At 67.3% G+C, this 25294-nt stretch carries 24 protein-coding genes; 9 read left to right on the top strand and 15 right to left on the bottom strand.

Annotation, left to right across the window (positions count from 1 at the left end; translation table 11 throughout):
* Positions 1 to 74: 74 nt before the first annotated feature.
* Together BLA15945_RS01100 and BLA15945_RS01095 are read right to left on the bottom strand one after the other, a co-directional pair.
* The gene (locus BLA15945_RS01100) at positions 75 to 1007 is read right to left on the bottom strand and encodes an alpha/beta hydrolase (RefSeq protein ID WP_174991256.1); all 933 of its coding nucleotides are present in this window, start codon (positions 1005 to 1007) and stop codon (positions 75 to 77) included.
* A gap of 61 nt (positions 1008 to 1068) precedes the next feature.
* Positions 1069 to 2166, bottom strand: a complete 1098-nt coding sequence (locus BLA15945_RS01095) for an OpgC domain-containing protein (RefSeq protein ID WP_059240968.1) — start codon at positions 2164 to 2166, stop codon at positions 1069 to 1071.
* 381 nt (positions 2167 to 2547) lie between these two features.
* Here BLA15945_RS01095 and BLA15945_RS01090 point away from each other — a divergent pair, with 381 nt between their 5' ends.
* A complete protein-coding gene (locus tag BLA15945_RS01090) occupies positions 2548 to 3702 on the top strand; it encodes a porin (RefSeq protein ID WP_059240211.1) in 1155 nt (384 codons plus the stop codon).
* Between the two features lie 51 nt (positions 3703 to 3753).
* On the opposite strand, the gene BLA15945_RS01085 is transcribed toward BLA15945_RS01090, so the two are convergent.
* A complete protein-coding gene (locus tag BLA15945_RS01085) occupies positions 3754 to 4665 on the bottom strand; it encodes a LysR family transcriptional regulator (RefSeq protein WP_059240213.1) in 912 nt (303 codons plus the stop codon).
* A 143-nt stretch (positions 4666 to 4808) separates the two neighbouring features.
* Between BLA15945_RS01085 and BLA15945_RS01080 the strand changes: the two genes are divergently transcribed.
* A complete protein-coding gene (locus BLA15945_RS01080) occupies positions 4809 to 5810 on the top strand; it encodes an aldo/keto reductase (protein ID WP_174991255.1) in 1002 nt (333 codons plus the stop codon).
* 133 nt (positions 5811 to 5943) lie between these two features.
* Positions 5944 to 6684: a sulfite exporter TauE/SafE family protein gene (locus tag BLA15945_RS01075; protein WP_174991254.1), complete on the top strand. Its 741-nt coding sequence runs from the start codon at positions 5944 to 5946 to the stop codon at positions 6682 to 6684.
* 103 nt (positions 6685 to 6787) lie between these two features.
* On the opposite strand, the gene BLA15945_RS01070 is transcribed toward BLA15945_RS01075, so the two are convergent.
* A complete protein-coding gene (locus tag BLA15945_RS01070) occupies positions 6788 to 8959 on the bottom strand; it encodes a hypothetical protein (protein WP_174991253.1) in 2172 nt (723 codons plus the stop codon).
* Between the two features lie 217 nt (positions 8960 to 9176).
* On the opposite strand from BLA15945_RS01070, the gene BLA15945_RS01065 reads away from it, so the two are divergent.
* Entirely contained in the window at positions 9177 to 9389 is a 213-nt protein-coding gene (locus tag BLA15945_RS01065) for a hypothetical protein (protein ID WP_174991252.1), read from the top strand.
* 68 nt (positions 9390 to 9457) lie between these two features.
* Here the strand turns inward: BLA15945_RS01065 and BLA15945_RS01060 are convergent, their stop codons facing one another.
* Positions 9458 to 9844 (bottom strand): ester cyclase, encoded by a 387-nt coding sequence (locus tag BLA15945_RS01060; protein ID WP_174991251.1) that lies wholly within the window; start codon positions 9842 to 9844, stop codon positions 9458 to 9460.
* A gap of 35 nt (positions 9845 to 9879) precedes the next feature.
* A complete protein-coding gene (locus BLA15945_RS01055; protein ID WP_174991250.1) occupies positions 9880 to 10776 on the bottom strand; it encodes a LysR substrate-binding domain-containing protein in 897 nt (298 codons plus the stop codon).
* A gap of 500 nt (positions 10777 to 11276) precedes the next feature.
* Between BLA15945_RS01055 and BLA15945_RS01050 the strand changes: the two genes are divergently transcribed.
* From BLA15945_RS01050 to BLA15945_RS01040, 3 genes are all read left to right on the top strand, one after another.
* Complete coding sequence (locus BLA15945_RS01050; RefSeq protein ID WP_174991249.1) at positions 11277 to 12122, top strand: peptidoglycan DD-metalloendopeptidase family protein; 846 nt, start codon at positions 11277 to 11279, stop codon at positions 12120 to 12122.
* A gap of 212 nt (positions 12123 to 12334) precedes the next feature.
* Complete coding sequence (gene bla, locus BLA15945_RS01045; RefSeq protein ID WP_174991248.1) at positions 12335 to 13234, top strand: class A beta-lactamase; 900 nt, start codon at positions 12335 to 12337, stop codon at positions 13232 to 13234.
* 107 nt (positions 13235 to 13341) lie between these two features.
* On the top strand, positions 13342 to 14214 hold the full coding sequence (locus BLA15945_RS01040; RefSeq protein ID WP_059240232.1) for a LysR substrate-binding domain-containing protein: 873 nt from the start codon (positions 13342 to 13344) through the stop codon (positions 14212 to 14214).
* Between the two features lie 36 nt (positions 14215 to 14250).
* Here BLA15945_RS01040 and BLA15945_RS01035 read toward each other — a convergent pair whose 3' ends face one another.
* From BLA15945_RS01035 to sapR, 9 genes are all read right to left on the bottom strand, one after another.
* Positions 14251 to 14586: a type 1 fimbrial protein gene (locus BLA15945_RS01035; RefSeq protein WP_059240235.1), complete on the bottom strand. Its 336-nt coding sequence runs from the start codon at positions 14584 to 14586 to the stop codon at positions 14251 to 14253.
* 332 nt (positions 14587 to 14918) lie between these two features.
* On the bottom strand, positions 14919 to 15173 hold the full coding sequence (locus BLA15945_RS01030) for a GlsB/YeaQ/YmgE family stress response membrane protein (RefSeq protein WP_059240237.1): 255 nt from the start codon (positions 15171 to 15173) through the stop codon (positions 14919 to 14921).
* Positions 15174 to 15299: 126 nt separating this feature from the next.
* Complete coding sequence (locus tag BLA15945_RS01025) at positions 15300 to 16076, bottom strand: ABC transporter ATP-binding protein (protein WP_174991247.1); 777 nt, start codon at positions 16074 to 16076, stop codon at positions 15300 to 15302.
* Positions 16073 to 16987 (bottom strand): ABC transporter ATP-binding protein, encoded by a 915-nt coding sequence (locus BLA15945_RS01020; RefSeq protein ID WP_059240241.1) that lies wholly within the window; start codon positions 16985 to 16987, stop codon positions 16073 to 16075. The genes BLA15945_RS01025 and BLA15945_RS01020 overlap by 4 nt, the downstream gene beginning before the upstream one ends.
* Before the next feature lies 1 nt (position 16988).
* Positions 16989 to 17903, bottom strand: a complete 915-nt coding sequence (gene nikC / locus BLA15945_RS01015) for a nickel transporter permease (protein WP_174991246.1) — start codon at positions 17901 to 17903, stop codon at positions 16989 to 16991.
* Between the two features lie 66 nt (positions 17904 to 17969).
* Complete coding sequence (locus tag BLA15945_RS01010; RefSeq protein WP_174991245.1) at positions 17970 to 19040, bottom strand: ABC transporter permease; 1071 nt, start codon at positions 19038 to 19040, stop codon at positions 17970 to 17972.
* 10 nt (positions 19041 to 19050) lie between these two features.
* The gene (locus BLA15945_RS01005) at positions 19051 to 20652 is read right to left on the bottom strand and encodes an ABC transporter substrate-binding protein (RefSeq protein WP_059240247.1); all 1602 of its coding nucleotides are present in this window, start codon (positions 20650 to 20652) and stop codon (positions 19051 to 19053) included.
* A gap of 61 nt (positions 20653 to 20713) precedes the next feature.
* Positions 20714 to 21277: a D-alanyl-D-alanine dipeptidase gene (ddpX, locus tag BLA15945_RS01000; RefSeq protein WP_059240249.1), complete on the bottom strand. Its 564-nt coding sequence runs from the start codon at positions 21275 to 21277 to the stop codon at positions 20714 to 20716.
* Between the two features lie 27 nt (positions 21278 to 21304).
* Positions 21305 to 22192 (bottom strand): sap1 transcriptional regulator SapR, encoded by an 888-nt coding sequence (gene sapR / locus BLA15945_RS00995; protein WP_174991244.1) that lies wholly within the window; start codon positions 22190 to 22192, stop codon positions 21305 to 21307.
* A 436-nt stretch (positions 22193 to 22628) separates the two neighbouring features.
* On the opposite strand from sapR, the gene BLA15945_RS00990 reads away from it, so the two are divergent.
* Together BLA15945_RS00990 and BLA15945_RS00985 are read left to right on the top strand one after the other, a co-directional pair.
* A complete protein-coding gene (locus BLA15945_RS00990) occupies positions 22629 to 23885 on the top strand; it encodes an oxalate decarboxylase family bicupin (protein WP_174991243.1) in 1257 nt (418 codons plus the stop codon).
* A 98-nt stretch (positions 23886 to 23983) separates the two neighbouring features.
* Positions 23984 to 25291 carry an Nramp family divalent metal transporter gene (locus tag BLA15945_RS00985; RefSeq protein WP_059240254.1) on the top strand — a complete coding sequence of 436 codons (1308 nt, stop codon included), beginning with the start codon at positions 23984 to 23986 and terminating at the stop codon, positions 25289 to 25291.
* Positions 25292 to 25294: the final 3 nt, after the last annotated feature.

Below are 25294 nucleotides of genomic sequence, written 5' to 3'. Positions count from 1 at the left end.
GCATGCCGCTCGACGGCTACCGGCCGGTGAGCGGCCCGCCAGACGAAAACGGGCGGCGCAACGCCCGCCTGCCGTCACTTCACGCACTCGAGCGCGTACTTCAACCCCTGCCCGAGCAGCCCGCGCCACACGTCCCACGTATGCCCGCCGTCGACGATGCGCAGCTCGGCCGGGTTCTGCGCGCGGCGCAGGTGCGTGTACAGCACGCTCGATTCGGCCTGGATCGTCAGGTCGTCGTCGCCGGCCGCGATGAACATCGGCACGCGCCAGCTGCGCGCGAAATAACCGCGCAGCAGCGCCGGGTAGTTGAGTTCGTGCCACACGCGCGAGTCGAACTGCCGGTCGCCGAACACGCCGACGTAGCGCGCGGCCGAATTGAGCGGCGGCTCGTTCGCATAGATCGCGGGGCTCAGCAGCATCGCGCCGCAGAACAGCCCCGGTTCGAGCAGCGAGAAGCGCAGCGCGCCGAAGCCACCCATCGACACGCCGCCGATCGCACGGCCCGCTCGCTGGTTCGACACCGCGAAGTGCGCCTCGACCTCGGGCAGCAGGTCGTTGAGGAACGCGCTCTGCATCTTCTCCTTGCGGTCGACGTACCAGTCGGTGCCACCCTGCGGCATCACGATCACGACGGGCGGAATCTCGCGGCGCTCGATCAGCGTATCGGCGGTCGCCTGCAGCCGGCCCTGCGTGACCCAGTCGTTCGCGTTGCCGGCATTGCCGTGCAGCAGGTACATCACCGGGTAGCGCGCGCCTTCCGGGTTGTAGCCGGGTGGCAGGTAGACCGTATACGACCAGTCGCGCTTCAGCGAGGCCGACCGGAACGTGCGCAGCACGACGCTGCTGCCCGGATTGACCGGCGGTTCCTGGATCGACGACGGCGTCGTCGCGGTCTGCACGGCCGGCGGCGGCGCGGGCTGGACCGGCGGCGCGGCCGGCGTGGCGCGGGCCGCGGCGATGGAGCCGGCGATCAGGGCGATGGCGAACGGAAGGGTGAGTCGGCGCATGGCGAAGCGTTTCAGGAGAGGCGCCGGCTATCGTAGCAGCGGCGCGTGACGGTGCGGCGCATCATCGCCGCGAACGGAACGGCAGCCGCGCGACGAGCGGCCCGTAGAGTTTGGCCACGAGGTACAGCAGGCCCATCGCGACGACGTCGGCGGTGAGGCCGAGCGGCACGTTGAGATAGCCTTCGGTCGCCTGGTAGAGCAGCGAATCGACCGCGAGCGAGATGCCGGTGCCCGCGACGAAGCACAGCAGCCCCTGCCGGCCGATCGTGCCGATCCACGGCATCGCGTGCGCGACCTTCTTCATCCAGCCGAGGTGCACGAGCTTGGCGGCGAGCCACGCGATCGCGAGGAAGTTCACGAGCCGCAGCGCGCCGAGGTTCTGCTTGATCGACGGATCGGTCGGGAACGGCTCGATGCGCAGCCGGTAGTACGCGCCGGCCGCGACGATCGCGAGCGACACGGCCGTCAGCAGCCAGCCTTGCGGCTTGGGTGCGAGCGTCTGGTAGACGGGCTGGCAGCGCGCGATCACGCCGAGCACGAACAGGAACTGCCACGCGAACGGATTGAAGTCCCACGGCGCGCCTTCGACGGTCGGCAGGAAGCGCGCGACGTGCGGCGCCGCGTACCACAGCGACCCGCTGAACGCGAGCATCAGCCACGGCTGCGTGCGTGCGAGCGGCAAGGCGAGCGGGACGAGCAGCGCGAAGAACGCGTACATCGGCAGCACCGACGCGAGATACGGCTGGCGGCGGAACAACAGGATGTCGCGCAGCGCGGCGAGCGGCTTGTGGAGCAGGCCGTCGAGATCGTTGGTCGGCATGTTCGGGCCGTCGATCGCGAACGCGTTCAGCGCGGCCGTGATCAGCAGCATCAGGCCGGCCGTCACGAGGAATGCGCGATAGATCTCGAACGCGCGCCGGATGAAGCGCTGGCGCGCGGCGGCCTCGTCGTGCCGCTCGGCGAGCGAGTTGTACGCGATGGCGGTCGCGAAGCCGCCGAGGAACACGAACACCTCGGCCGCATCGCACAGCGCATACGCGTGCAGCGTCACGCGCGACAGGATGCTGCCGCCGATGTGGTCGACGACGATGACGAGCAGCACGAGGCCGCGGAAGAAATCGAGTTCGGCGTAGCGGCCGGCCCGGGCAGGCGCGGTCATCGGATCGCGTCCCGGCGCGGGCCGCGGGCGCGGCCGGCCCATGCCGCGCATGAATCGGGGTGAAGCATGACTTCGTGAAGAAATGGCGAACGGATGCGCATTGTGCCACCGATGCGACACCGGCCGGGTTTACGCGGATGGCGGGCCGGCCCGCCGCTGCCGATAAGCCCGGTCAGGCTGTCGGCGCAACGGAGCAGTTGGACGAGCGCAACGCTTTGCGCGCGGTGATCAACCCCCGATGGACGGACGGTTTCCGACGTGACACCATTTTGTCCTCACGCGGCCGCACACCGCGTCGTCCGCCCTGCGGGCCACACATAGAACAGACCAAACATTCGCCGGGCGCTCGGCCTGCCCGGCCCTCGGCTCCGGAGATCCGTCATGAAGAAGCACGTCATTTTTGCCGCCGCGCTCGCTGCCTTCGCCGCGCCGGCCTTTGCCCAGAACAGCGTGACGCTGTACGGCCTGATCGACGAAGGCTTCAATTACACGAACAACGTCAACGTCAATGGGGTCGGAAAGACGAATTACCAGCTCGCGAGCGGTTATGCGCAGGGCAGCCGCTGGGGCCTGAAGGGCAGCGAGGATCTCGGCGGCGGACTGAAGGCGATCTTCACGCTGGAAAACGGTTTCGACGTGAACAACGGCCGGCTCGGCCAGGGTGGCCGCATGTTCGGCCGCCAGGCGTTCGTCGGGCTGAGCCAGTCGCGCTTCGGCACGCTGACGTTCGGCCGCCAGTACGACTCCGTCGTCGACTATCTCGCGCCGCTGACCGCGAACGGCAACTGGGGCGGCACGCTGTTCTCGCACCCGTTCGACAACGACAACACGGACAACTCGTTCCGCGTCAACAACACGGTCAAGTACGCGAGCCCCGACTGGAACGGCCTGACGTTCGGCGGCACGTACAGCTTCAGCAACAGCACGGGCTTCTCGAACAACCGCCAGTACAGCATCGGCGCGCAGTATTCGCTGGCCGGGCTGCAGGTCGCCGCTGCATACCTGCAGGCGAACAACCCGGGCGTCGGCAGCGCGGGCGCGATCTCGGCCGACGACGCGAACTTCGTCGCCGATCGCCTGCGCATCTTCGGCGGCGGCGTGAACTATACGTTCGGCCCGGCGACGGTCGGCTTCGTCTACACGAAGACGGACGTGAAGAACCCGGTGTCGACCGTCTACCTGCCGGCGTCGACGTTCGCCGGCCTCGGGCTGACCGCGACCAAGTTCCAGAACTTCGAGATCAACGGCAAGTACCAGCTCACGCCCGATTTCTATCTCGGCGCGCAGTACGTGTACACGGACGGCAAGTTCGATGCCGCGGCCGGCTCGTTCAAACCGAAGTACCACACGGTCGGCCTGATGGCCGACTACAGCCTGTCGAAGCGCACCGACGTGTACCTGCAGGGCGCGTGGCAGAAGGTGGCCGGCGACAAGACGGGCACGGCGGCCGACGGCGGCTACGTCGTCGGGACGGACGGCCCGTCGGCGTCGTCGAACCAGTTCGCGGTGCGCGCCGCGATCCGCCACAAGTTCTGATCGTTTCGACCGGCCGGTGGCCGGGGCCGGGCGCCCCGGCACCGGTCCGCGTCAGTCCGCCCGGTGCATGCCGCCGAGCGTTTCCGCGAGCCAGTCCACGAAGATCCGCACGCGCGGCGCCAGGTGCCGGCCGGTCGGGAACACCACCGATACGGGCAGCGGCCCCGCATTCCATTCCGGCAGCACCTCGACCAGCGCGCCGTCGGCGAGCAGCGGCGCGAGCCCGTCGCGCGGCGCCTGGATCAGCCCGAGGCCCGCGACGCAGCACGCGAGATACGCCTGCGAGCTGTTGACCGACACGACGCTGTGCATCTTCACCGTGTGCACGTCGCCCGAATCCATGTCCGCATATTCCCAGTCCAGCTCGCGGCCCGTGCGGCTCGAGAAATAGCCGACCGCGACGTGGTCCGGCAACTCGTCCGGCGAGCGCGGCGTGCCGTGGCGCGCCAGGTACGCGGGCGACGCGCAGTTGATCTGGGCCATCTCGCCGACGCGCCGCGCGACGAGCGACGTATCGGACAGCACGCCGACCCGCACCGCGCAGTCGATGCCGTCGGCGACGAGATCGACGAAGCGGTCGGTCGTGCTGATCACGACGCGCAGGTCGGGGTAGCGCGCATGGAAATCCGGTAGCGCCGGGATCACCTGGTTCAGCGCGAAACGCTCGGGCAGGTCGACGCGGATCACGCCGCGCGGCGACGTGCCGGCGTCCTCGAACAGCGTTTCCACATCGTCGAGATCGGCGAGCAGTCGTACGCAGCGCTCGTAGTAGGTCGCGCCTTCGGCGGTCAGCGCGACGCGCCGCGTCGTGCGTTGCAGCAGGCGGATCTTCAGGTGCTTTTCCAGATACTGGACCGCGTTGCTGACGGTCGGACGGGGGAGTTGCAGTTGCTCGGCCGCCTTCGTGAAGCTGCCGAGATGGGCGACGCGAGCGAAGATGCGCATTGCTTGCAGATGATCCATGCGGGCGAGAACCTTGGCAGTGATGGAAGACAGTCTCCATTGTTAATCAGCGTCGAATGGTTTGGTGGAACGTTTCGCGTTTATCGCGCGCGGCAAAGCGACCAGAATCCGCTCCATCCACTCACCACTCGAAGGAAACGGACATGGACACGCGTCAACTGGGCCGCACCGGCCCGCAGGTTTCGGCCATCGCACTCGGCTGCATGGGAATGTCGGACTTCTACGGGCCGGCCGACCGCGACGAAAGCATCGCGACGCTGCATGCGGCGCTCGACCACGGCATCACGATGCTCGACACCGGCGATTTCTACGGGATGGGCGACAACGAGATGCTGATCCGCGACGCGCTGCGCGGCCGGGCACGCGACCAGGTGCTGATCAGCGTGAAATTCGGCGCGCTGCGCGATCCGGCCGGCGGGTTTGCCGGCTATGACGCGCGGCCCGACGCGATCCGGAACTTCGTCGCGTATTCGCTGAAGCGGCTCGGCACCGACTACATCGACATCTACCGGCCGTCGCGCGTCGATCCGGCCGTGCCGATCGAGGACACGGTCGGCGCGATCGCCGATCTCGTGAAGGCCGGATACGTGCGCCATGTCGGGCTGTCCGAAGCCAGCGCCGACACGATCCGCCGCGCGGCGGCCGTCGCACCGATCGCCGACTTGCAGATCGAGTATTCGCTGCTGTCGCGCGGGATCGAAGCCGACATCCTGCCGACCTGTCGCGCGCTCGGCATCGGCGTCACGGCCTACGGCGTGCTGTCGCGCGGGCTGCTCGGCGGGCGCTGGAGCGCGGCACGGCAGGGCGAGCGCGATTTCCGCGCGGCGAGCCCGCGCTTCCAGGGCGAGAACCTCGAGCACAACCTCGCGCTCGTCGATGCGCTGCGCACGATCGCCGACGAGAAGGGCAGCAATCCGGCGCAGGTCGCGATCGCGTGGGCGCTGTCGCGCGGCGCCGACATCGTGCCGCTGGTCGGCGCGCGCAAGCGCACGCAACTGCAGGATGGTTTGCTGGCGACTAAGTTGCAACTAACGGTCAATGATCTCGCCCGCATCGAAGCGGCGGTGCCCGCCGGGGCGGCTGCCGGCGAGCGCTATCCGGCTGCTCAAATGGCGCACCTCGACAGCGAGCAGGGACGGGGGTGATTCACGGGGCCGGATCGACGGGCCTGACAGGCCCGTCCGGCGGGCCCTAGCCAGCATCAGGCAAAGCCAGATGGCGGGCAGCATGGCGGGGCGGCACCATCGGCGCCGTACTCAACCGGATGGAGCCGCCTCCATGCAAATTCATACGCTGACGATCATCGTGCTGGTTTTCCTGCTGGCCGGCGCGGTCAAGGGCATGATCGGGCTCGGGCTGCCGACGATCGCGATGGGGCTGCTGACGCTCGCGATGCCGCCGTCGGCCGCGGCGAGCCTGCTGCTCGTACCGTCGTTCATCACCAACGTGTGGCAGTTGTGGCTCGGCCCGTCGTTCGGCCCGCTGCTGCGCCGGCTGTGGCCGCTGCTCGCCGGTCTCACGATCGGGACGCTGACGGGCGGGTTGCCCGCGCTCGCGGCCGGCAGTTCCTGGACGCACGCGGCGCTCGGCGTGGTGCTGATCCTGTACGGGCTGTGGGGGCTCGCTGCCGCGCGGCTGCCCGCGCCGGGGCGCCATGAAAAATGGCTGTCGGCCGTGGTCGGCTACCTGACGGGTGTCGTGACGGCCGCGACCGGCGTGTTCGTCGTGCCGGCCGTGCCGTACCTGCAGGCGCTGCGGCTGTCGAAGGACGACCTGATCCAGGCGCTTGGGCTGTCGTTCACCGCGTCGACGATCGTGCTCGGTTTGCAACTGCGCGTGACGGGCGCGCTGCAGACGGTCGATCTCGGCGTGTCGGCGCTCGCGCTCGTGCCGGCGCTGGCCGGGATGGTGGGCGGCCAGTATGCGCGGCGCGTGATGAGCGAGAAGGCGTTCAAGCGCTGCTTCTTCGTCGGGCTGATGGCGCTCGGCGCGTATATGGCGGTTTCGGGGTGGCTGTGAACGGGTATTCCGGGCGAGTGTGACGCCTGCCGGGTTGTGAAGCGCCCGAAGCCGGTTTCGGCAACCGGCTTCGGGCGCGTTCACACGGCGTGGATCACACGGCTCAGGCCGGATCGGCGTACTTCAGCGTCCACCCGACCGTACGCGTCGCGCCCGCGCCGAGTGCGAACGGCTTCGTCGTGCACGCGAAGTTCGAATGCAGCTGGCCGATCGGCGTCGTCGACAGCGGGTTCGTCGTGCCGTTCGCCGTGTCGAAGGCGGACAGTGCGCAGGTGTCGAACCCGGACGCCGCATAGCCGGTCGCGGGGCTGTTCGCATAGGTGACCGATACGCCGTCGCCGTTGGCCTGCGTCGACGCGAAATCCGCGAACGACGTGAAGTCCGTCTCGACCGCGAGGTTGCCCGTGAGCGTGCCCGAACTCAGCGTATCGCTGCGTGTGACCGCGCCGTGCGCGAAGGTCAGCACCGTGTGTACCTGCAGGTCGAGATCCGTCGTGTAGGCCGCATTCTTCGAGGCGAGGCGGAACTTCGTCGTATCGAACGACACGACCACCTGGCCGTTGCTTTGCTGCACGCTCAGGTTCTTGTAGTACGTGACGGGAATGTAGCTCTTCGCGTTGTACGTGACCTGCGGCACCAGCAGCGCGTAGCCGAGGTCGGTCGTGCCGTAGATCAGCTTGTCGGAGAACGGCACCGGGTAGTACGGCGTGAACGAGTTGTAGTCGGGCGCCTGGCTCAGGTTCAGGTTGATCACGCGCCGGCCGTCGCGCACGGTGAGCAGCGCCGCGCTGTACGGGTGCGCGGCATCGGTCGGCTGGTTGTACCAGGTGAGCGTGTAGCGCGGCAGCGCGTCGAGCCATGCGCCGTAGTCCGCATCGGCCATCGGCGCCTTGCCGCCGAAGCCGAGCTTGTTCCACCACGCATTCACGTACAGGTACTGGTGCAGCAGGCTGAAGTTCTCGCCCATCACGCGCGGCTTGCCGCGATACGCGTCGGTGCCGCGGCCCTTGACCCACATGTTCACCGACGGCGTCGGCAGCGACGGGTCGTACCAGTACGTGTCGAAACGATGCGCGGCCTGGTAGATGAACGCATACGCAACCTGCTTCTCCTGGTCGGTCAGCACCCCCGCGTTGGCGGCGGCCGTCAGCACTTCCATGAACGCGGAATCGCCGTACGGGCCGATCGAGCGGCCGTAGTTGAAGCCCTGGCCGTTGGCGTTCAACTGCGGCAGGATCAGGTCCACCGACTTGCGCAGATAGCCTTTCAGTTCGGGCGTGAGGTTCGCCACGTTGTCCATCTCGAACGTGCGCTCGACCACCTCGCCGATCAGCAGCGTGCTGTAGCGGTCGAAGCGCGCCTGGTCGTAGTAGGTCGTGTGCGTGTTCGACGCTTCGTCGGAGAAGCCGCCCGACGAATCGTTGCGGATGTGGTTCGTCAGCGTGTACAGCAGCGCGTCGCGCGCGCCCATCGTCGCCACGGACGGATCGGTCTTCGAGGCGAACGACGGGCTGCTCCAGCCGAGCTTCTGGCGCAGCCCGGCAATTCCGTAGGACACCGCATAGTAATTCTGCGCAGTGTTGAGCGATGCGATATCGATCGGCGTGCCGGCGGCCGGGCACGTACTGGTCTTGCCGCTCGCATCGGGGCCGAACATGTCGCAGAAGGTCAGGCGCTGCTGCAGCGTCGCGAGCATCGCGTCGCTGAAGACTTCGTTGAGCATCCCGTGCGCCTTCAGGTTGTTCAGTGCGACGAGATAGTAGTACTCGCCCCACGACGTGTTCGCATACGTATAGTTGCTGCCCGACTGCGCCATCATCGCGGTCGTGATCGTCTGGTACGTCGCGAGGTAGCTTGCGTATTGCGGGTCGTTCTTCGACTTCATGTCGATCAGGATGTACGACAGGCCGAGCGCGAGCTTGCCGGGCAGGAATTTGTCGCCGGTATTCGTATCGAGCACGTGGACGGGCGTGCCGTCGCCGAGATCCATCACGACCTGCGTGAAGTCGGGCGATTTCCGGATCAGGTCGAACAGCGCGCGCATCTGGCCCATCATCGTGACCGGAATGCCGGTGCCGGCCGGCACGCTGGTGTCGGGCGCACCGTAGACGAGCGCCTGCAGCGAATTCGACGCGAGCGTGGGCGTCGCCGGTGCGGACGACGAAGGCGACGCCGCCGGCGTGTCGGTCACGTCGTTGCCGCCGCATGCGCTGACGAACAGGACGGAAAGGGCGCTGAACGCGGCGCCGAGCGCGAATCTGCTGCGCGGATGCATTGTGTCTCCAGTTTCGAATAGTGATGAAGGACGGGCGGATGTGGCCGTTGCCGCGCTCGATGCCCGTACCTGACCTCCGCCTTGCAACCCTGATCCCTGAAGGCGGACGGCCTGAATCACAACTCGAGCGGGCAAGCGTTCCCCCTGCACGGGCCGTGGCCGGCGTCGCGCTGAAGCATTGGAAAACGTTTTCCAAATTTAGGCATCGAGCGACGTGATGTCAACGAACTTTCACGCCGGATGCGCCGGTGAAAACCCGGATAGTGGGAATGGTGAAACGGGTATGCGGATCAAGATTGCACGGAAATCGCGCGGAATTCTCTCAATGAATGAGATGGCATCGCGCGGGATGCGGGTGCAGCTGCGGCAGGCAGCAAGACTGATTGGCGGCGCGCTTTCGAAGGATGACGAGAGAAAACGTTATCCATAAGGATCAGGCCGTATCAGGCCGGATATCGGTGCGCCGGTCCGGGCCGGCAAGCGGTCGCTGCGACGGGGCTAAAGCTGTGCCTCGATCGCCGCCTTGTCGATCACCGACCAGACCTGACGGATCTTGCCTTCGTGAAACGCGTAGAACACGTTCTCGGCGAACCCGACCTTCCGGCCATCGACGGCGAGCCCCATGAACGTTCCCTTCGGCGAACAGGCGAAGCGCAGCCGGCATGCGACGCGCGGCGCCTCGCATACGAGCAGCCGGATCTCGAAGCGGAGATCGGGAATGTCGCGGTAGTCCTGTTCCAGCATCGCGCGATAACCGGCGAGGCCGAGCGGCCGGTCGTTGTGGATCACGTCGTCGGAGACATACTCGCCGAGCGCCGCCCAGTCCTGCCGGTTCAGGCAATCGATATACGCGCGATAGCGGGTGGCGAGATCGGTTTCGGTCATGGTCAGGTCTCCGTGTATCGACGATGCGGCGCGCGTTACGGCGACGTTGTCTCGCCGGACAAGAACGCGACGAATTCCCGCGTGTACTTCGGCAGCGTATCGAACGACCGCGCACAGAGCGTCAGTTTCCGGTGGCTCCACGCATCGGACAGCTCGACGAGCCGCACGTCCATCGTCTGCATCGCGCGCTCGGCCGCATGCCGCGACACGATGCCGATGCCCACGCCGCTCGCGATCACGCGGCAAATCGCGTCGAAGCTCTTCAACTGCACGCGGTATCGGATCCGCCTGCCGAGCGCGCGGGCCTGATCGGCGAGATGCACCTGCAATGCGCTGCCGTCGGTGAGGCCGATGAAGTCTTCGCCGGCGATGTCGTCGAACGCGACGGTGTCGTGCGCCGCGAGCGGATGCGTGGCCGGGACGACGACGATCAGCCAGTCCGCGCGGAACGGCTTCTGTTCGAGCCCGCCGAGCCCGACCGAATCGGCGACGATGCCGATCTCGGCCGTCTTGTTGCGGAGCGCATGCACGATCTCCTGGCTCGAGCGCTCCTCGACGCTGATCGACAGCTTCGGATGGTGCGGCAGGTAGTCGGCCAGTGCGTCGGGCAGGTATTCGCTCAGCGACGCCGTGTTGCACAGCAGCCGGATATGGCCGCGCAGCCCCTGGCCGTATTGCTGCAGTTCACCGCGCATGTGGTCGATCTGCTGCAGCACGGTGCGCGCGTGGTGTTCGAGCGCGCGGCCCGCGTCGGTTGCCTGCGCGCCGGATTTGGTCCGGTGCAGCAGCGGCACGCCGAGCTCGTCTTCCATGCCGCGAATGCGTTCGCTCGCGGCCTGCAGCGTGATGTGCGTGCGCTCGGCGCCGCTCGTGATCGTGCCGGCTTCGCAGATGTTCAGGAAGAGCCGCAGGTCGGTCAGGTCGAAGCGCATGATGGGCAGGGGGCGATGGCGGTGGAATGGCCGATAAGTTAGCAGGAACCGCCGCCCGGGTCTCAGGCGCAGCCTGAGACCCGATTCGCCGGTTCCGCATTTCAGGGGCGCGATCGATGGCCGATCATGGACGCACATCAACCGGGGAGCCCGTCATGCAGATCGATTCGTCGTGGGGCGTGTCGTTCAAGATCGCGCTGCATCTGCTGTTCCTGTGCATCGGCGTCGCGTGGGCCTGTTCCGAATTCGTCGGATGGTTGCGTTGAGTGCGGCCTCGCGCCTATTGAAACAAACTTGTCATAGTTTTAAGCGACGAAAATTCTTCCGCCTTCTTGCAAAAAAACCATCAAGTTTTTCTGAATCGGACCGTATTACCGGTATCGAATGCCGGCCGGCATCCGGTTCGTGATCGTTTGTCATCATTGTTTGCATCCGGTTACACGTCGGCCGATCCGTTTTTGAGATGCTTGAAAGATTGTCAAACCGGAGTCGGATCGTCCATGAAAACGCGCGAGATTTACCGCAATGCGGCGCGGCTGTCGGGCCTGGCCGCCGTGCTCGTCATGGCCGGTTGTGCAAGCACGCAGTCCGTTCCGCCGAGCGATACGCTGGCGGGACAGCCGCCTGATTCGAGCCAGCCTGCTGCGCCGTCGGCAAACGCAATGCCGCCGGCGCCGATTCTCGTCGCGCAGAAGTACGTCGTGAAGCGCGGGGATTCGCTGACGGGCATCGCGTCAGCGAACAACTGCAGCGTGGCCGACCTGCGCACCTGGAACAAGCTGGCCCCGAACGGCAGGCTGCGGATGGGGCAGGTGCTGCGCATCGTCAAGCAGCAGCCGCTGCCGCCGGCCGGCGCGGCCGGCACGCAAACTGCCGCGGGCAATGGGGCCGCAGGTAGCCAGGCCGCTTCACAGACCACCGCATCGAGCACGAACGATCGCCAGGTCGTCAAGGAAACGAAGCGTCATGCGGGCGGCGTCGCGCTCAAGTGGCCGGCCAACGGCAAGATCGTCGACGGCTTCCGGCCGGGGCAGAACCGCGGCATCCAGATCGCCGGCCGGCCGGGCGACCCGGTCCGCGCCGCGGCCGACGGCCGCGTGATGTACGCGGGCACCGGCCTGAACGATTACGGCAGCCTGATCATCGTCCAGCACAACGCGGATTTCCTGACTGCCTATGCGCACAACCGCAAGCTGCTCGTGAAGACGGGCGACATCGTGCGCCAGGGCGACGAGATCGCCGAGATGGGCGACCTCGACAACTCGCGCGTCGCGCTGCTGTTCGAGGTGCGGCGCGACGGCAAGCCGGTGAATCCGATGCCGTACCTGCCGTCGTCGCAAGGGTGACGCAGGGCCGTTTTGCTGGAACGTGGCGGCGGTCGCTGCTACGCTAGGGTCTGTTCATGCGCGTCCCGCGCTTCATGCGGGGCCGACGGGCGTCTTTCGGGGATGCGCGGCGAAGGCCGTCGCGGGCCGGCCGTCGGCGTGAACGGGGGCGCTTCGCCGATGCGCGCCCGTGTTGCTTCGTGCCACCGTTTCCGACCGAACACATCTTATCCATGGAACACTCTCCGACACGCCGCTCGCTGTTGCTTGCCGCCGTTGCCGCGCCGTTCGTCGCCGCCTGCACGTCCGCACCGGTCGCCGACCAGGGGCGCGCCCATGCCGCCCAGGCCGAACTGGCCGCGCTCGAAAAGGCGTCGAACGGGCGGCTCGGCGTCGCCGCGCTCGATACGTCGAACGGCGTGCGCCTCGCTCATCACGCGCGCGAACGCTTCCCGCTGTGCGGCACGTATGCGGTCATGGCGGCCGCCGCGATGCTCGCGCGCGGTTCGCTCGACGCGTCGCTGCTGCCGCGCCGCATCCTCTACCGCCGTTATGAAATCGTGGCGGGCTCACCGGTCACGGAAAGCCACGTCGACACGGGCCTGACGATCGCGCAGCTGTGCGAGGCGATGCTGCAAGCGGGCGACAAGGGCGCGGGCAACCTGCTGATGGGCGTGCTCGGCGGCCCGCAGGCCGTCACGGCGTTCGCGCGCGAGAGCGGCGATACGACGTTCCGCCTCGATCGCTGGGAACCCGAACTGAACCAGGCCGCGCCCGGCGACGAACGCGACACGTCGACGCCGGTCGCGATGGTCGACACGCTGCAGCGGCTGCTGCTCGGCAAGACACTGCAAGAGCCGCAGCGCACGCAACTGACGGAATGGATGGCCGGCGGCGCGCGCGGCGCGACCGGCATCGCGGCGGGGGTGCCGCCGGGCTGGCGCGTCGCTGACAAGGCCGGCACGGGCGGCTACGGCACGACGACCGATATCGCGGTGCTGTGGCCGCCGTCGCGTGCGCCGATCGTGATGGCCGTGTCGTTCACGCAGCAGCAGGCCGATGCGGCGGTTCGCGCGGACGTCGTCGCATCGGCAGCGCGCATCGCGGCGGGTGCACTGGCCGCGACGGCCTGAGCGCCCGGCGTCTCGCGCAAAGCCGGCGTTTGGCTTATCGTGTCGGTCAGCGCGCGCCGGCGTCGGCGCGCGGTCCTTCCGCGCCGTTTCCCTGTATCCCGTTCGCCATGCGCCGACTTCCGCCCCTGCACGCGCTGCAGATCTTCTCGACGGTGGCTCGCCACCGCAGCTTCACGCGTGCGGCCGAGCAGCTGTGCATCACGCAGGGCGCGGTGAGCCGGCAGATCCAGACGCTCGAGGCGCATTACGGATTTCCGCTGTTCAAGCGACATGCGAAGGGGCTCACGCTGACGGCGGAGGGCGAGCAACTGCTGCCGGTCGTGAACGAGAGCTTCGCGCGGATCGAGGACATCTCGATGCGGCTGACGCGACAGCGTACCGATCTCGCGCTGAAGGTGCCGACCTGCGTGATGCGCTGGATGCTGCCGCGCATCATGCGCTTCCAGGGCGAGCATCCCGATCTGCATGTGCAGATCACGACCACGTGGCAGCACGTCGTCGATTTCTCGACCGAGCCGTTCGATGCGGCGATCGTCTACGGGACGTCGCCGGGCCCGGGCGTCGTCGCGCTGCCGCTGTTCGACGAGCGGCTGACAGCCGTCTGCGCGCCCGAGCTACGTCAGGCGGCGCCGCTCGACGCGCTCGGCGATCTCGCGCGTCATACGCTGCTGCATCCGACGCGCGACCATCGCGACTGGCGTGCATGGCTCGATCACGCGGGCGAGCGCAGCGTCGATCCCGCGCGCGGGCCGACGTTCGACACGCTCGATCTCGCGACGAATGCGGCGATGCAGGGCTTCGGCATTGCGATCGGCGACGTGACGCTCGTCGACGACGACGTCAGCGCACGCCGGCTCGAACGGCCGTTCGACATCGTGCTCGAGACGGGCGCGCGCTACTTCTTCGTCTACCCCGAAAACCTCGGCAGCCAGCAGAAGATCCGTGCGTTCAGCGACTGGATCGCGCGCCATCGCGACTGACGCGCGACCTCGGCGACGGGCGTGCGGCAGCGGGCTCTACTGGTAGGTCACGACGGCGATCATCGGGGCATGATCGCTGCCCGGACGGTCAGGTAAAACGATTGCGCGCGAGGCCTGAGTAAAGGTCGTGGTCTTGATCGTGCGCAGGCTGGCCGCGTCGACGAACGCGACTTGTCCGCTCGCAGGACGCGGGCAGTCGGGGCGCACGTGCGGACGGGCGATATCGGCCGTGTCGAGTGCGAACGAGCAGGGCGGCTCGACGATCATGCCGGAGAAATGAATGATGCCGGACGTGCCGCCGGCAAAGGACGAGGACGAGGCCAGAAGCGTGGCAGCCAGGGCGAACGAGGCGGCGAACAGGCGATGCTTCATGACAGGCTCCAGAGAGGAAGCGCGTCGCAGCGGGGCCGCTCGGGTGGCAGTCCGTCTAACGCTGCGATGCTATATGCGTAAACGGCAAAACCATCGGACCTCTTGAATCAAAAAATGGAAATAAAGGTAATAAGCAAATGACTGCGGATTGCTTCAACCAATGTAGGCCGGATCTGCGCAACCGCAAGTCGGGAAAATGCCGGGCGGGATAGGATCGCAGGACGAACGGTTGCCGAGTCCGTTGCGCAGGCAACGGCTCTGGCGCCGCCCGGAAAGCAAAACGGCCGCTCGTGACGAGCGGCCGTTTTGCATTGGAACGATGCGTGCGGTGTTCAGCCCGCGCGCTTGCGAATCGCACCAACGACAACGAGCAGCACGATCGCACCGATGATCGATGCGATCCAGCCTGCGCCCTGGCCCGGCGCATACCAGCCGGCGGCCCGGCCGACGTAGCCGGCGACCAGCGAGCCGACGATGCCGAGCACGGTGGTCATCAGGATGCCCATCTTGTCGTCGCCGGGCTTGAGCGCGCGGGCGAGGAGGCCGACGATGAGCCCGACGACCAGGGTTTCGATGAATTGCAGCATGAACGCCTCCCTATTGCTGTGCTGTTGACGAAAGGAAGTTGACCCGTGCGGCGCACAAGGGTTCCATGCGGCGGCAAGCCGGCGCGTGGCGTGCCGAGTATCGCACGCCGGCGCGTCGCGCAGATGTCACGCCACCGGCGCGCCGGCCACCGGGTCGAGGCGGCGGTAGCCTTCGGTCGCATTCAGCAGCGTGCGCGTGTAGTCGCGTGCGACTTGCCCCGCGCGCACGTCCTCGATCCGGAGCTGCTCGACGATCTCGCCGTGCTGCATCACCGCGATGCGCTGGCACAGGAAACCGATCACCGCGAGGTTGTGGCTGACGAGGATCATCGTCAGGCTGCGTTCGCGATGCAGGCGGCGCAGCAGGTTCAGGATCTCGGCCTGCACCGACACGTCGAGCGCGGACGTCGGCTCGTCGAGCAGCAGCACCCGCGGTTCGACGATCAGTGCGCGGGCGATCGCGACGCGCTGCCGCTGGCCGCCCGACAGCTGGTGCGGATAGCGGAAGCGGAACGCGGGCCCGAGGCCGACCTCGGCCAGCGCGCGGGCGATGCGTGCATCGGCGTCGCCGATCGCATGGATCGACAGCGGCTCGCGCAGCGTCTGGTCGACCGTGAAGCGCGGATGCAGCGACGCGTACGGATCCTGGAACACCATCTGCACGTGGCGGCGGAACGCGCGATCGGGCGTGCCGCCGACCGGCCTTCCATCGATCGACAGGCTGCCGGATGCGAGCGGCACGAGGCCCGTCAGCGCGCGCAGCAGCGTCGACTTGCCGGAGCCCGATTCGCCGACGAGCCCGAACACTTCGCCGTCGCGCACGGCAAAGCTCGCGTCGCGCACGGCGTCGACGTGACCCGTGCGGGTCGGGAAACGGATCGATGCGTGATCGACGTCGATCATCGTGCGGCCTCCTGTCGGTCGGCGGGCGTGACGGCAGGCTGCAGGGGCTCGAGCCACGCAGGGTCGCGCCGCAGCACCGGCAGTTCGTCCGGCGGGTTCGCGAGCGGCGGGTTCGCCGCGAGCAGCCCGCGCGTATAAGGATGCGACGCGTCGCGCAGGTCGCGCGCGGCGCAGGTTTCGACCACACGGCCCGCATACATCACCGCGACGCGGTCGCAGAACGACATCACGAGCGGCAGGTCGTGGCTGATGAACATCAGGCCGGTGTTGTGCCGCGCGATCATCGCGTCGAGCACCGCGAGCACCTGCATCGACACCGCGACGTCGAGCGCGGACGTCGGCTCGTCGGCGATCAGCAGGCGCGGGCCGGTCGACACCATCATCGCGATCATCACGCGCTGGCCCATGCCGCCCGACAGCTCGTGCGGATACGCGTCTGCGACGCGCGCCGGGTCGCGGATCTGCACGGCCGACAGCGCATCGACGATCCGTTCGCGCAGCGCGCGGCCGCGCAGCCCGGGCTCGTGCAGCCGGAACGCCTCGCCCATCTGCTTCGCGACCGTCATCACCGGGTTCAGCGAATATTTCGGGTCCTGCAGGATCATGCCCATCTGGCTGCCGCACAGCCGCCGGCGGTCGCGCGGCGACATCGCGAGCAGGTCGTGGCCCGCGAAGCGCATCGTGCGCGCCGACCAGCGCGCGGCGTCAGGCAGCAGGCCGAGCAGCGCACGGCCCGTCAGCGATTTGCCGGAGCCCGATTCGCCGACGATGCCGAGCCGCTCGCCCGGCGCGAGCGTCAGCGACAGGTCGCGCACGGCGTCGGTGACGACGCCGTCATGGCCGCGAAAGCCGATCTTCAGCCCGTCGATCTCGCAGAGCGGCGTGGGCGCGGTGGTGGAATGCATCGGCATGTCACGCTCCATGACGGGGATCGAAGACGTCGCGCAACCCGTCGCCGAGCAGGTTGAACGCGAGGCTCACGAGCAGGATCGCGATGCCGGGCAGCGTCGCGACCCACCATGCGTCGAGCAGCACGTTGCGGCCCGACGCGACCATGAAGCCCCACTCGGGGCTCGGCGGCTGCGCGCCGAGGCCGAGAAAGCCGAGGCCCGCGACGGTCAGGATGATGCCGGCCATGTCGAGCGTCGCGCGCACGATCACCGACGACATGCACAGCGGCATGATGTAGCGCAGCAGGATGCGCGGGCCCGACGCACCCTGCAGCCGCGCGGCGTGGATGTAATCGGCCTGGGCGATGCGGATCGTCTCCGCGCGTGCGAGCCGCGCATACGCGGGCCACGCGGTGATCGAGATCGCGACGACCGCGTTGATGACGCCCGGCCCGAGCGCGGCCGCGAATGCGAGCGCGAGCACGATCTTCGGGAACGCGAGCGCGATGTCGGTGATGCGCATCAGCACGCTGTCGACGAAGCCGCCGCAATAGCCGGCCGTGGTGCCGATCAAGAGGCCGATCGGCACCACGATCACGACGACGAGCAGCGCGATGCCGAGCGTCAGGCGCGAACCGGCGATCAGCCGCGAGAGGATGTCGCGGCCGAGCTGGTCGGTGCCGAACCAGTGCGACGGCGAGCCGGGCGGCAGCAGCCGGTCGGACAGGACCTGGCGCAGCGGGTCGTGCGGCATGATCAGCGGGCCGACGATCGCAACGGCGATCAGCGCGACGAGGATCGCGAGCCCGAACAGGTTGAGCGGATTCGTGGCGAGCCGGCGCCAGCGTCGGTAGGCAAGGCCGAGTGCGGCCTGCGGGCGCGACGCGGGCGCATCGGACAGCAGCCACGCGCGCAGTGTGAGGCGCTCGGCGTTCATGATTGGACGACCTTCGGCATCGGCGATGAAAGAAGCGGGGTGGAAGCGGTCATGTCGGGGCGGCCCTCAGCGCGCACGCGGATCGAACACGCGGTACAGCGCGTCGGTCAGCAGGTTGACGGTGATGAACATCGCGCCGATCACGAGCGTCGCGCCGAGCACCGCGCTCATGTCGGCGTTCAGCAGCGCGCCCGTGAGGTACGAGCCGAGCCCCGGCCACGCGAACACGATCTCGGTCAGCACCGAGCCTTCGAGCAGGTTGCTGTACGTGAGCGCGATCACGGTGAGCAGCGGCACCATGATGTTGCCGAACGCATGCCGCCAGATCACGCGCCGCTCGGACAAGCCCTTCGCGCGCGCGGTGACGATGTATTCCTGGCTCAACTGGTCGAGCATGAACGAGCGCGTCATCCGGCTCAGGTACGCGACCGAGTAGTAGCCGAGGATCGCGGCCGGCAGCGCGATGTGCGATACCGCGTTGCGGAACACGTCCCACTCGCCCGCGAGCGCCGAGTCGATCAGCAGGCTGCCGGTGCGCGGGTCGACCATCCCGTCGTACACGGGGTCGAGCCGGCCCGGCCCGCCGACCCAGTGCAACCGCGCGTAGAACAGCAGCAGGCCCATCAGCCCGAGCCAGAACACCGGCACCGAATTGCCGATCAGCCCGACGAAGCGCGCGATGTGATCGATCGGCCGGTTGTGCTTCACGGCGGCCGCGACGCCGAGCGGCACGCCGATCGCGATGCCGATCAGGGTGGCGATCGTCGCGAGTTCGAGCGTGGCCGGAAACACGCGCTTGATGTCGTCGAGCACCGGGTTCGCGGTCAGCAGCGACACGCCGAGATTGCCGTGCAGCACGTCGCGCACGTAGATCAGGAATTGCGTGACGAGCGGCTTGTCGAGCCCGAGCGCGATGCGTTCGGCCGCGTACGCCTCGGCCGACGCGCGATCGCCGAGGATCGCGAGCACGGGATCGATCGGCACCTTGCGGCCGATCACGAACGTCAGCGCGAGCAGCCCCGCGAACGTGACGGCGAGCGTGAGCGCCCAGCGCAGCCCGCGCAGTGCCCAGCGCACGGCCGGGCGCCGCGCGGGCAGCGTGCGCAGTGCTTCGAGGGAGGAGGCGGGAGTCGACATGCGGCGAATCTTATTGCTTCTTCAGGTTGCGGTACGACACGAGATCGTTGATCGGCCCGACTTCGAGCCCGCTCACGCCGGGCCGCGTCGCGACCTGCGCGACTTTCTCGAACATGATCACGAACGGCGAGCGCGCGAGCACTTCCTTCTGCATCGTCTGATACAGCTGCGCGCGTTTCGCGGCGGTCGGTTCGGCGAGCGCGGTGTCGGTTTCCTTCGTCAGTTGCGGGATGTCCCAGCTGTTGCGCCAGGCCAGCATTTTATAGCTCGACTTGTCGGCGTTGTCCGGATTCCATGCGAAACCCTGCGCGTTGCTGTGCGGATCGATGTAGTCGGCCGACCATTCGCCGATGTAGATGTCGTGCTGGCGCGCGCGGTACTTCGCGAGCGTCTGCTTGTTGTCGCCGGGGATCAATTGCACCTTGATGCCGGCCTGCGCGAAGTTCGCCTGCACGGCCTGCGCGATTTCCGTGTACGGATAGTCGTTGCGCACGTCCATCGTCACCGAAAAGCCGTTCGGCACGCCGGCTTTCGCGAGCAGCGCCTTCGCCTTCGCGACGTCGAGCTTGTACGGGTTCGCGTTCAGCGTGCCGAGGAAGCCTTCGGGCAGGAAGGTCTGGTGCACCTTGTAGGTCGTCTTCACGACGTTGCCCTGGATGCCCGCATAGTCGACGAGCCATTTCAGCGCGTCCTGCACGTCGGGTTTCGCGAGCGTCGGGTTCTTCGTGTTCAGGCCGAGATACAGCAGCGTGGCCTGCGGCGAGGCCGACACCTTCGCCTTGCCGGATTTCACGACCGACGCCAGATCGTCGGGGCTCAGGTCGCGCGCCGCGTCGACGTCGCCGTTTTCCAGCAGCAGGCGCTGGCTCGCGGCTTCGGGCACGTGGCGCAGCACGATGCGCTTCATCGCGAGCGGCAGCCGGTAGCCGTCGAAGCGCTGCAGCACGATGCTGTCGCCGGCCGTCCACTTGACCAGCTTGTACGCGCCGGAACCGGCTTCGTTGGTCTTCAGCCACGCATTGCCGAAGTCGGTGCCTTGCTGATGCGACAGCAGCAGCTTCCTGTCCAGCACCGACGCGGGCCACGAGCCGAGCACGTTCAGCACGAAGGTCGGCGCGTACTTGCGGTCGGTCGTGACCGACACCGTCTGGTCGTCGAGCTTCTTCACGCTCGCCGCGACGTTGGCCTTCGTGAGGCCGATGCCGGTCAGCACGGCGGCCGGCCCCTTGTCGAGCAGCACCGCGCGCTGGATCGACCAGGCGACGTCGTCGGCCGTCAGCGGGTTGCCCGAGTGGAACTTGAGGCCGGGGCGCAGCTTGAACGTATAGGTCAGGCCGTCGGGGCTCACCGTCCACGACTGCGCGACATCGCCGTTGAATTTCGACGGATCGCGCAGGTCGACGCGCACGAGCCGGTCGTAGGTATTCGCGACGTATTCCTCCGGCACCAGTTCGTAGATCTCGCCCGGGTCGAGCGTCGTGAATTCGTCGAGCAGCGTGGCCATCACGAACAGGTCCTTCGGCGTTTCCGCGCGCGCGGCGGAAAGCGGGACGGCGGCGAGAACGGATGCGGCGGCCAGCGCCGCGACGAGCCGGGATGTCAGGGGTTTCATCTGCGCTCCATGTGTCGTTGAAGTCGTCGAACGTGAACGGTGAGGGGAATGCGTATGGCCATCACATCAGGCGCCACGGGCCGCTCGCCGCGTTGTCGATCTGCGGCAACGCGTGTGAGCCGGGCAGTTCGTAGTGCCACCACTCGTCGTCGACGTGCGCGAAGCCGGCCGCGTGCATCACGCCGAGCAGCAGCAGGCGGTTGCGCTGCACGGCTTCGGGCAGCCCCGCGTGGAAGTGGCCGGATGCGGCGACCATCTCGTCGAAGCCGGTGCCCATGTCGAGCGGTTCGCCATTCGCACCGACGAGCGTCAGGTCGAGCGCGGTGCCGCGGCTGTGATTCGAGCCGCCGCCGGGATCGGCGATGAAGTTCGGGTCGGGCAGGAAATCCCACAGCACCAGCTGCGCCTGCGGCGGCCGGTACGCGTCGTAGATGCACAGCGTGAAGCCGGCTTGCGCGGCGACGCTCACCGCGCGGCGCAGTGCAGCTTCGGCCGGCGCCAGCAGCAGGCAGTGCGCGCGACGATAGATCTGCTTGCCAGTCAGGTTGCGATCGGTCGCGTAGACGAGATCGATGTCGACGTGATGAGTGGCGGGCGTGATTTCGACGAGGTGGTGGTCGTTCATCGGTGGTTCGGGTTCGGTCGGGCTCGCTCAGGATTCGAATTGGTCGAACGTGTGCTGCAGTTCGCGGTTACGCGCGACACGCCGGTCGATCGCGGGGCCGAGGCGGTCGACCACGGCTGTGATCAGCAGGTTGAACAGGCAGGTGAGCGGCGCGAGCGAATCCCAGAACTGGCCGACGTCGGTCTTTACCTGCAGCAGGTCGGCCGGCCAGTCGCGCGCCCACGGGCACGACAGGTCGGTGACCAGCGCGTACGGCTGCCCGCGCTCGGCGGCCGCCTGGCAATAGCGGCGCGCGCTGCGCGAATATGCGCGCGTATCGGTGACGATGCAGTACGGCCGTTCGAATTCGGAGTTCAGCGAATCGACGTACGAGCCCGACTGGCCGTCGGAATAGAACACGCGCGGGCGCAGGTATTCGAGGTAGCTGCTGAATGCGTTGCTGATGCCGCGCGTCGACTGGATGCCGAGGATGAATACCGCGTCGGCCTGCGCGATCCGGTCGGCGACCTGCGCGAACACCGGGCCTTCGGCGAGCCGGTACACGTGGCGGATCGCGTCGAGTTCACGCTCGAGCGACGATGCGAGCGTGCCGTCGTTGCCGTCGCCTTTGCCGTTGCGTTCGGCCGGCGGCGTGCCGGCGACGCGGCGGTACTCGTCGAGCCGGTCGGTGATCATCCACGGACGGTCGCCGCCGCCGCGCAGTTCGCGTTTCAGGTCGTCGAGATTGCGATAGCCGACGCTGCGCAGGAAGCGCCCGACCGAGATGCCGCTGGTGCCGGCCTGCTGCGCGATCTGGTCGGCCGTCTCGAGCCCGAGCCGGTCGAGGTTCGCGAGCATGTAGCTCGCGATGCGCTTGGCGGTCGGCGTCAGCTCGGCATAGCGGGATTCGACGGTATGGGCGAACGCGCAGGTCATCGGCTGTTAGATCGTTGTCGTCGAATGAGCGAATGTCATCCATCTAACAAAACCAAAATCATTCGCGCCAGCGGATAAAAACTATGGTGTGAGGATAGGTGATAGGGGCGGGTGGCCGCCGGGCCGGTGGTGAACGGCGACTTTTGTGTTCCGGCGAGCATGGCGCGCCGATTTGATCAGTCATGCGAATCAATGGCGTTGCATCGGCGCGCATGTTTCGATCTTCCGTCGCTATCGCTCATCCTCCCGCTGCAACGCAATAATTACAAAATTAAAGTAAATCAGATTAAATCATTAATTCAGATTAATAATTCATTTAATTTATGTGATGATTTGGATTTAACTTGAGTCACGGGATCCTTGATTTTCGATAATCGAAAAACGGCAGGTATTCCGTAATGGAAGTGTTCAAGGTTGCAGGAATGAAGAGGAAACCATGACGAATCTTTCTCGACGCAAAATGCTGGCAGGTACGGCCGGCGCCATTGCTGCGGCAGGCATCGCGGTGTCGGCCAAGGCCGCCTCGTTCGGTAATCCGGACCGCCCGCCGGAAGGTGCGGTGAATGCACTCAATCGCCAGAGCGTGACCGACCCGGGTCCTAAAAATCCGGCCATCGCCAATCAATTTCCGTCCTTTCAAAATCCGCCGGCCACCGATATCAACGGGATGCCGTTATTCTGGGCGTCGTTCAATAATGCGCATAAACGCATCCAGAATGGCGGCTGGGCGCGCGAAGTCACGCAGGACGATTTTGCGATTTCCGAAACCATCTCCGGTGTCAACATGCGCCTGACGCGCGGCGGCATTCGCGAGATGCACTGGCACCAGCAGGCCGAGTGGGCGATCATGCTCGACGGCCGCTGCCGGATCACGGTGCTCGACGAGTTGGGGCGGCCGTCGGTGCAGGACGTCAAGACCGGCGATCTCTGGTATTTCCCGCCCGGCCTGCCGCATTCGCTGCAGGGCCTCGGCACCGACGGCGCCGAATTCCTGCTCGCGTTCGATAACGGCCGCGCATCGGAATTCAACACGCTGCTGTTGACCGACTGGATCGCGCATACGCCGCCCGACGTGCTCGCACTCAACTTCGGCGTGCCGGCCGATGCGTTCAGGAACGTTCCGCTCGACAACCTGTGGATCTTCCAGGGCGACGAACCGGGCCCGCTCGCGGAAGCGCAGCGCGCGTCGGCTGCGTCGGCCGGGGCGCCGCCGCATCCGTTCATCTTCTCGCTCGGCGACATGAAGCCCGTCAGGAAGACGCGCGGCGGCGAAGTGCGGATCGCGGACAGCACCAACTTCAACGTGTCGACGACCGTCGCGGCGGCGCTCGTCACCGTGCACCCGGGCGGCATGAGGGAGCTGCACTGGCACCCGAACGCGGACGAATGGCAGTACTACCTGCAGGGCGAAGCGCGGATGACCGTGTTCGACACGGGGCCGAAGGCGCAGACGGCCGACTTCCGCGCGGGCGACGTCGGCTACGTGAAGAAGAGTCTCGGGCACTACGTGCAGAACACCGGCCAGACCGATCTCGTGTTCCTCGAGATCTTCAAGACCGACCGCTACGCGGAGGTGTCGCTGTCCGACTGGCTCGCGCATACGCCGCCGAAGCTCGTCGAAGCGCATCTGAACGTCGCGCCCGACGTGATCGCGCAGTTTCCGCGCAATCGTCCCGACGTCGTGCCGCTGTAACGCGGTATGCGCAGTGCAGCGCCGCGGCCGGCAGGCGGCATGCCGGCCGCGGCGCCCGCTCCCGAATCGGTCTTCCTCATTCGAACGGAAACTCCACCATGCTTCCCGTCCCGAGCAAACCTGCCGGCGGCCTCGTGCTGCCGGGCCCGTCTCCCGAGCGTATCGACGGCGCGACGCGTGCCGCGCTGGAAGGGCGCCGCACCGGCGTCGCCGCGCTGCTGCCGTTCGTCGGCCCGGCCGTGATCGCGTCGATCGGCTATATGGATCCCGGCAACTTCGCGACCAACATCCAGGCCGGCGCCGCGTACGGCTACCGGCTGCTGTGGGTCGTGCTGGCCGCGAACACGATCGCGATGCTGTTCCAGGCGATGTCCGCGAAGCTCGGCATCGTGACCGGCCGCAATCTGGCCGAGCTGTGCCGCGACCGTTTCCCCGCGCCCGTCGTGTGGAGCATGTGGATCGCGTCCGAGATCGCCGCGATGGCGACCGATCTTGCCGAATTCCTCGGCGGCGCGCTCGCGTTCGGGCTGTTGTGCCACCTGTCGCTGTTCGCGGGGATGATCGCGACGGCGCTGGCGACCTGCGCGATCCTCGCGCTCGAAAAGCGCGGCTTCCGGCCGCTGGAGGCCGCGATCGCGGCGCTGGTCGGCGTGATCGGCGCGTGCTATCTCGGCGAACTGTTGATCGCGCCGCAGGACTGGCACGCGGCCGCGTTCCATCTGGTCGTCCCGCAGATTCCGGATCACGCGGCGCTGACGATCGCGGTCGGGATCATCGGCGCGACGATCATGCCGCACACGCTGTACCTGCATTCGGGGCTCACGCAGGATCGCACCGCGCCGCGCGACGACGCGGAGCGGCGGCGGCTCGTGCGATTCTCGAACCGCGAGGTCGTCGTGGCGCTCGGGTTGGCCGGATTCGTGAATCTCGCGATGGTGATGATGGCGTCGTCGGCGTTCCATCTGAGTGCGCCGGGCATGACCGATATCGGCGATGCGTATCACACGCTGATCCCGGTGCTCGGTCCGGCGGCCGGCGCGCTGTTTCTCGTCGCGCTGCTGACGTCGGGCGTATCGAGTTCGGTGGTCGGCACGATGGCCGGGCAGGTCGTGATGCAGGGCTTCATCCACCGCCGCATGTCGGTCTGGGTGCGGCGCGCGGTGACGATCGCGCCCGCATTCGCGGTGGTCGCGCTCGGCTGCGACGTCACCCGTGCGATGGTCGCGAGCCAGGTCGTGCTGAGCTTCGTGCTGCCGATGCCGATGATCGCGTTGCTGATGCTGTCGGCGCGCGCGGACGTGATGGGCGCTTACGCGATGCGGATGCCGCTGCGGATCGTCGCCGGCGCGGCGACGGTCGTGATCGTCGGGTTGAATGCCTACCTGGTGTGGGCGGCATTCGGTTGACCG

Source organism: Burkholderia arboris (genome assembly GCF_902499125.1).
GTDB lineage: Bacteria > Pseudomonadota > Gammaproteobacteria > Burkholderiales > Burkholderiaceae > Burkholderia > Burkholderia arboris.
This window is presented reverse-complemented; position numbering and strand designations above follow the sequence as displayed.

Coding starts and splice junctions, on each gene's coding strand:
- BLA15945_RS01050 (WP_174991249.1), top strand. CDS start 11,277: ATGAAAACGCGCGAGATTTACCGCAATGCGGCGCGGCTGTCGGGCCTG.
- BLA15945_RS01025 (WP_174991247.1), bottom strand. CDS start 16,076: ATGATCGACGTCGATCACGCATCGATCCGTTTCCCGACCCGCACGGGT.
- BLA15945_RS01075 (WP_174991254.1), top strand. CDS start 5,944: ATGCAAATTCATACGCTGACGATCATCGTGCTGGTTTTCCTGCTGGCC.
- BLA15945_RS01090 (WP_059240211.1), top strand. CDS start 2,548: ATGAAGAAGCACGTCATTTTTGCCGCCGCGCTCGCTGCCTTCGCCGCG.
- BLA15945_RS01095 (WP_059240968.1), bottom strand. CDS start 2,166: ATGACCGCGCCTGCCCGGGCCGGCCGCTACGCCGAACTCGATTTCTTC.
- BLA15945_RS01080 (WP_174991255.1), top strand. CDS start 4,809: ATGGACACGCGTCAACTGGGCCGCACCGGCCCGCAGGTTTCGGCCATC.
- BLA15945_RS00990 (WP_174991243.1), top strand. CDS start 22,629: ATGACGAATCTTTCTCGACGCAAAATGCTGGCAGGTACGGCCGGCGCC.
- sapR (WP_174991244.1), bottom strand. CDS start 22,192: ATGACCTGCGCGTTCGCCCATACCGTCGAATCCCGCTATGCCGAGCTG.
- BLA15945_RS01005 (WP_059240247.1), bottom strand. CDS start 20,652: ATGAAACCCCTGACATCCCGGCTCGTCGCGGCGCTGGCCGCCGCATCC.
- BLA15945_RS01055 (WP_174991250.1), bottom strand. CDS start 10,776: ATGCGCTTCGACCTGACCGACCTGCGGCTCTTCCTGAACATCTGCGAA.
- BLA15945_RS01010 (WP_174991245.1), bottom strand. CDS start 19,040: ATGTCGACTCCCGCCTCCTCCCTCGAAGCACTGCGCACGCTGCCCGCG.
- BLA15945_RS01085 (WP_059240213.1), bottom strand. CDS start 4,665: ATGGATCATCTGCAAGCAATGCGCATCTTCGCTCGCGTCGCCCATCTC.
- BLA15945_RS00985 (WP_059240254.1), top strand. CDS start 23,984: ATGCTTCCCGTCCCGAGCAAACCTGCCGGCGGCCTCGTGCTGCCGGGC.
- BLA15945_RS01020 (WP_059240241.1), bottom strand. CDS start 16,987: ATGCCGATGCATTCCACCACCGCGCCCACGCCGCTCTGCGAGATCGAC.
- BLA15945_RS01065 (WP_174991252.1), top strand. CDS start 9,177: ATGTCAACGAACTTTCACGCCGGATGCGCCGGTGAAAACCCGGATAGT.
- ddpX (WP_059240249.1), bottom strand. CDS start 21,277: ATGAACGACCACCACCTCGTCGAAATCACGCCCGCCACTCATCACGTC.
- BLA15945_RS01030 (WP_059240237.1), bottom strand. CDS start 15,173: ATGCTGCAATTCATCGAAACCCTGGTCGTCGGGCTCATCGTCGGCCTC.
- nikC (WP_174991246.1), bottom strand. CDS start 17,903: ATGAACGCCGAGCGCCTCACACTGCGCGCGTGGCTGCTGTCCGATGCG.
- BLA15945_RS01100 (WP_174991256.1), bottom strand. CDS start 1,007: ATGCGCCGACTCACCCTTCCGTTCGCCATCGCCCTGATCGCCGGCTCC.
- BLA15945_RS01060 (WP_174991251.1), bottom strand. CDS start 9,844: ATGACCGAAACCGATCTCGCCACCCGCTATCGCGCGTATATCGATTGC.
- BLA15945_RS01040 (WP_059240232.1), top strand. CDS start 13,342: ATGCGCCGACTTCCGCCCCTGCACGCGCTGCAGATCTTCTCGACGGTG.
- BLA15945_RS01070 (WP_174991253.1), bottom strand. CDS start 8,959: ATGCATCCGCGCAGCAGATTCGCGCTCGGCGCCGCGTTCAGCGCCCTT.
- BLA15945_RS01035 (WP_059240235.1), bottom strand. CDS start 14,586: ATGAAGCATCGCCTGTTCGCCGCCTCGTTCGCCCTGGCTGCCACGCTT.
- bla (WP_174991248.1), top strand. CDS start 12,335: ATGGAACACTCTCCGACACGCCGCTCGCTGTTGCTTGCCGCCGTTGCC.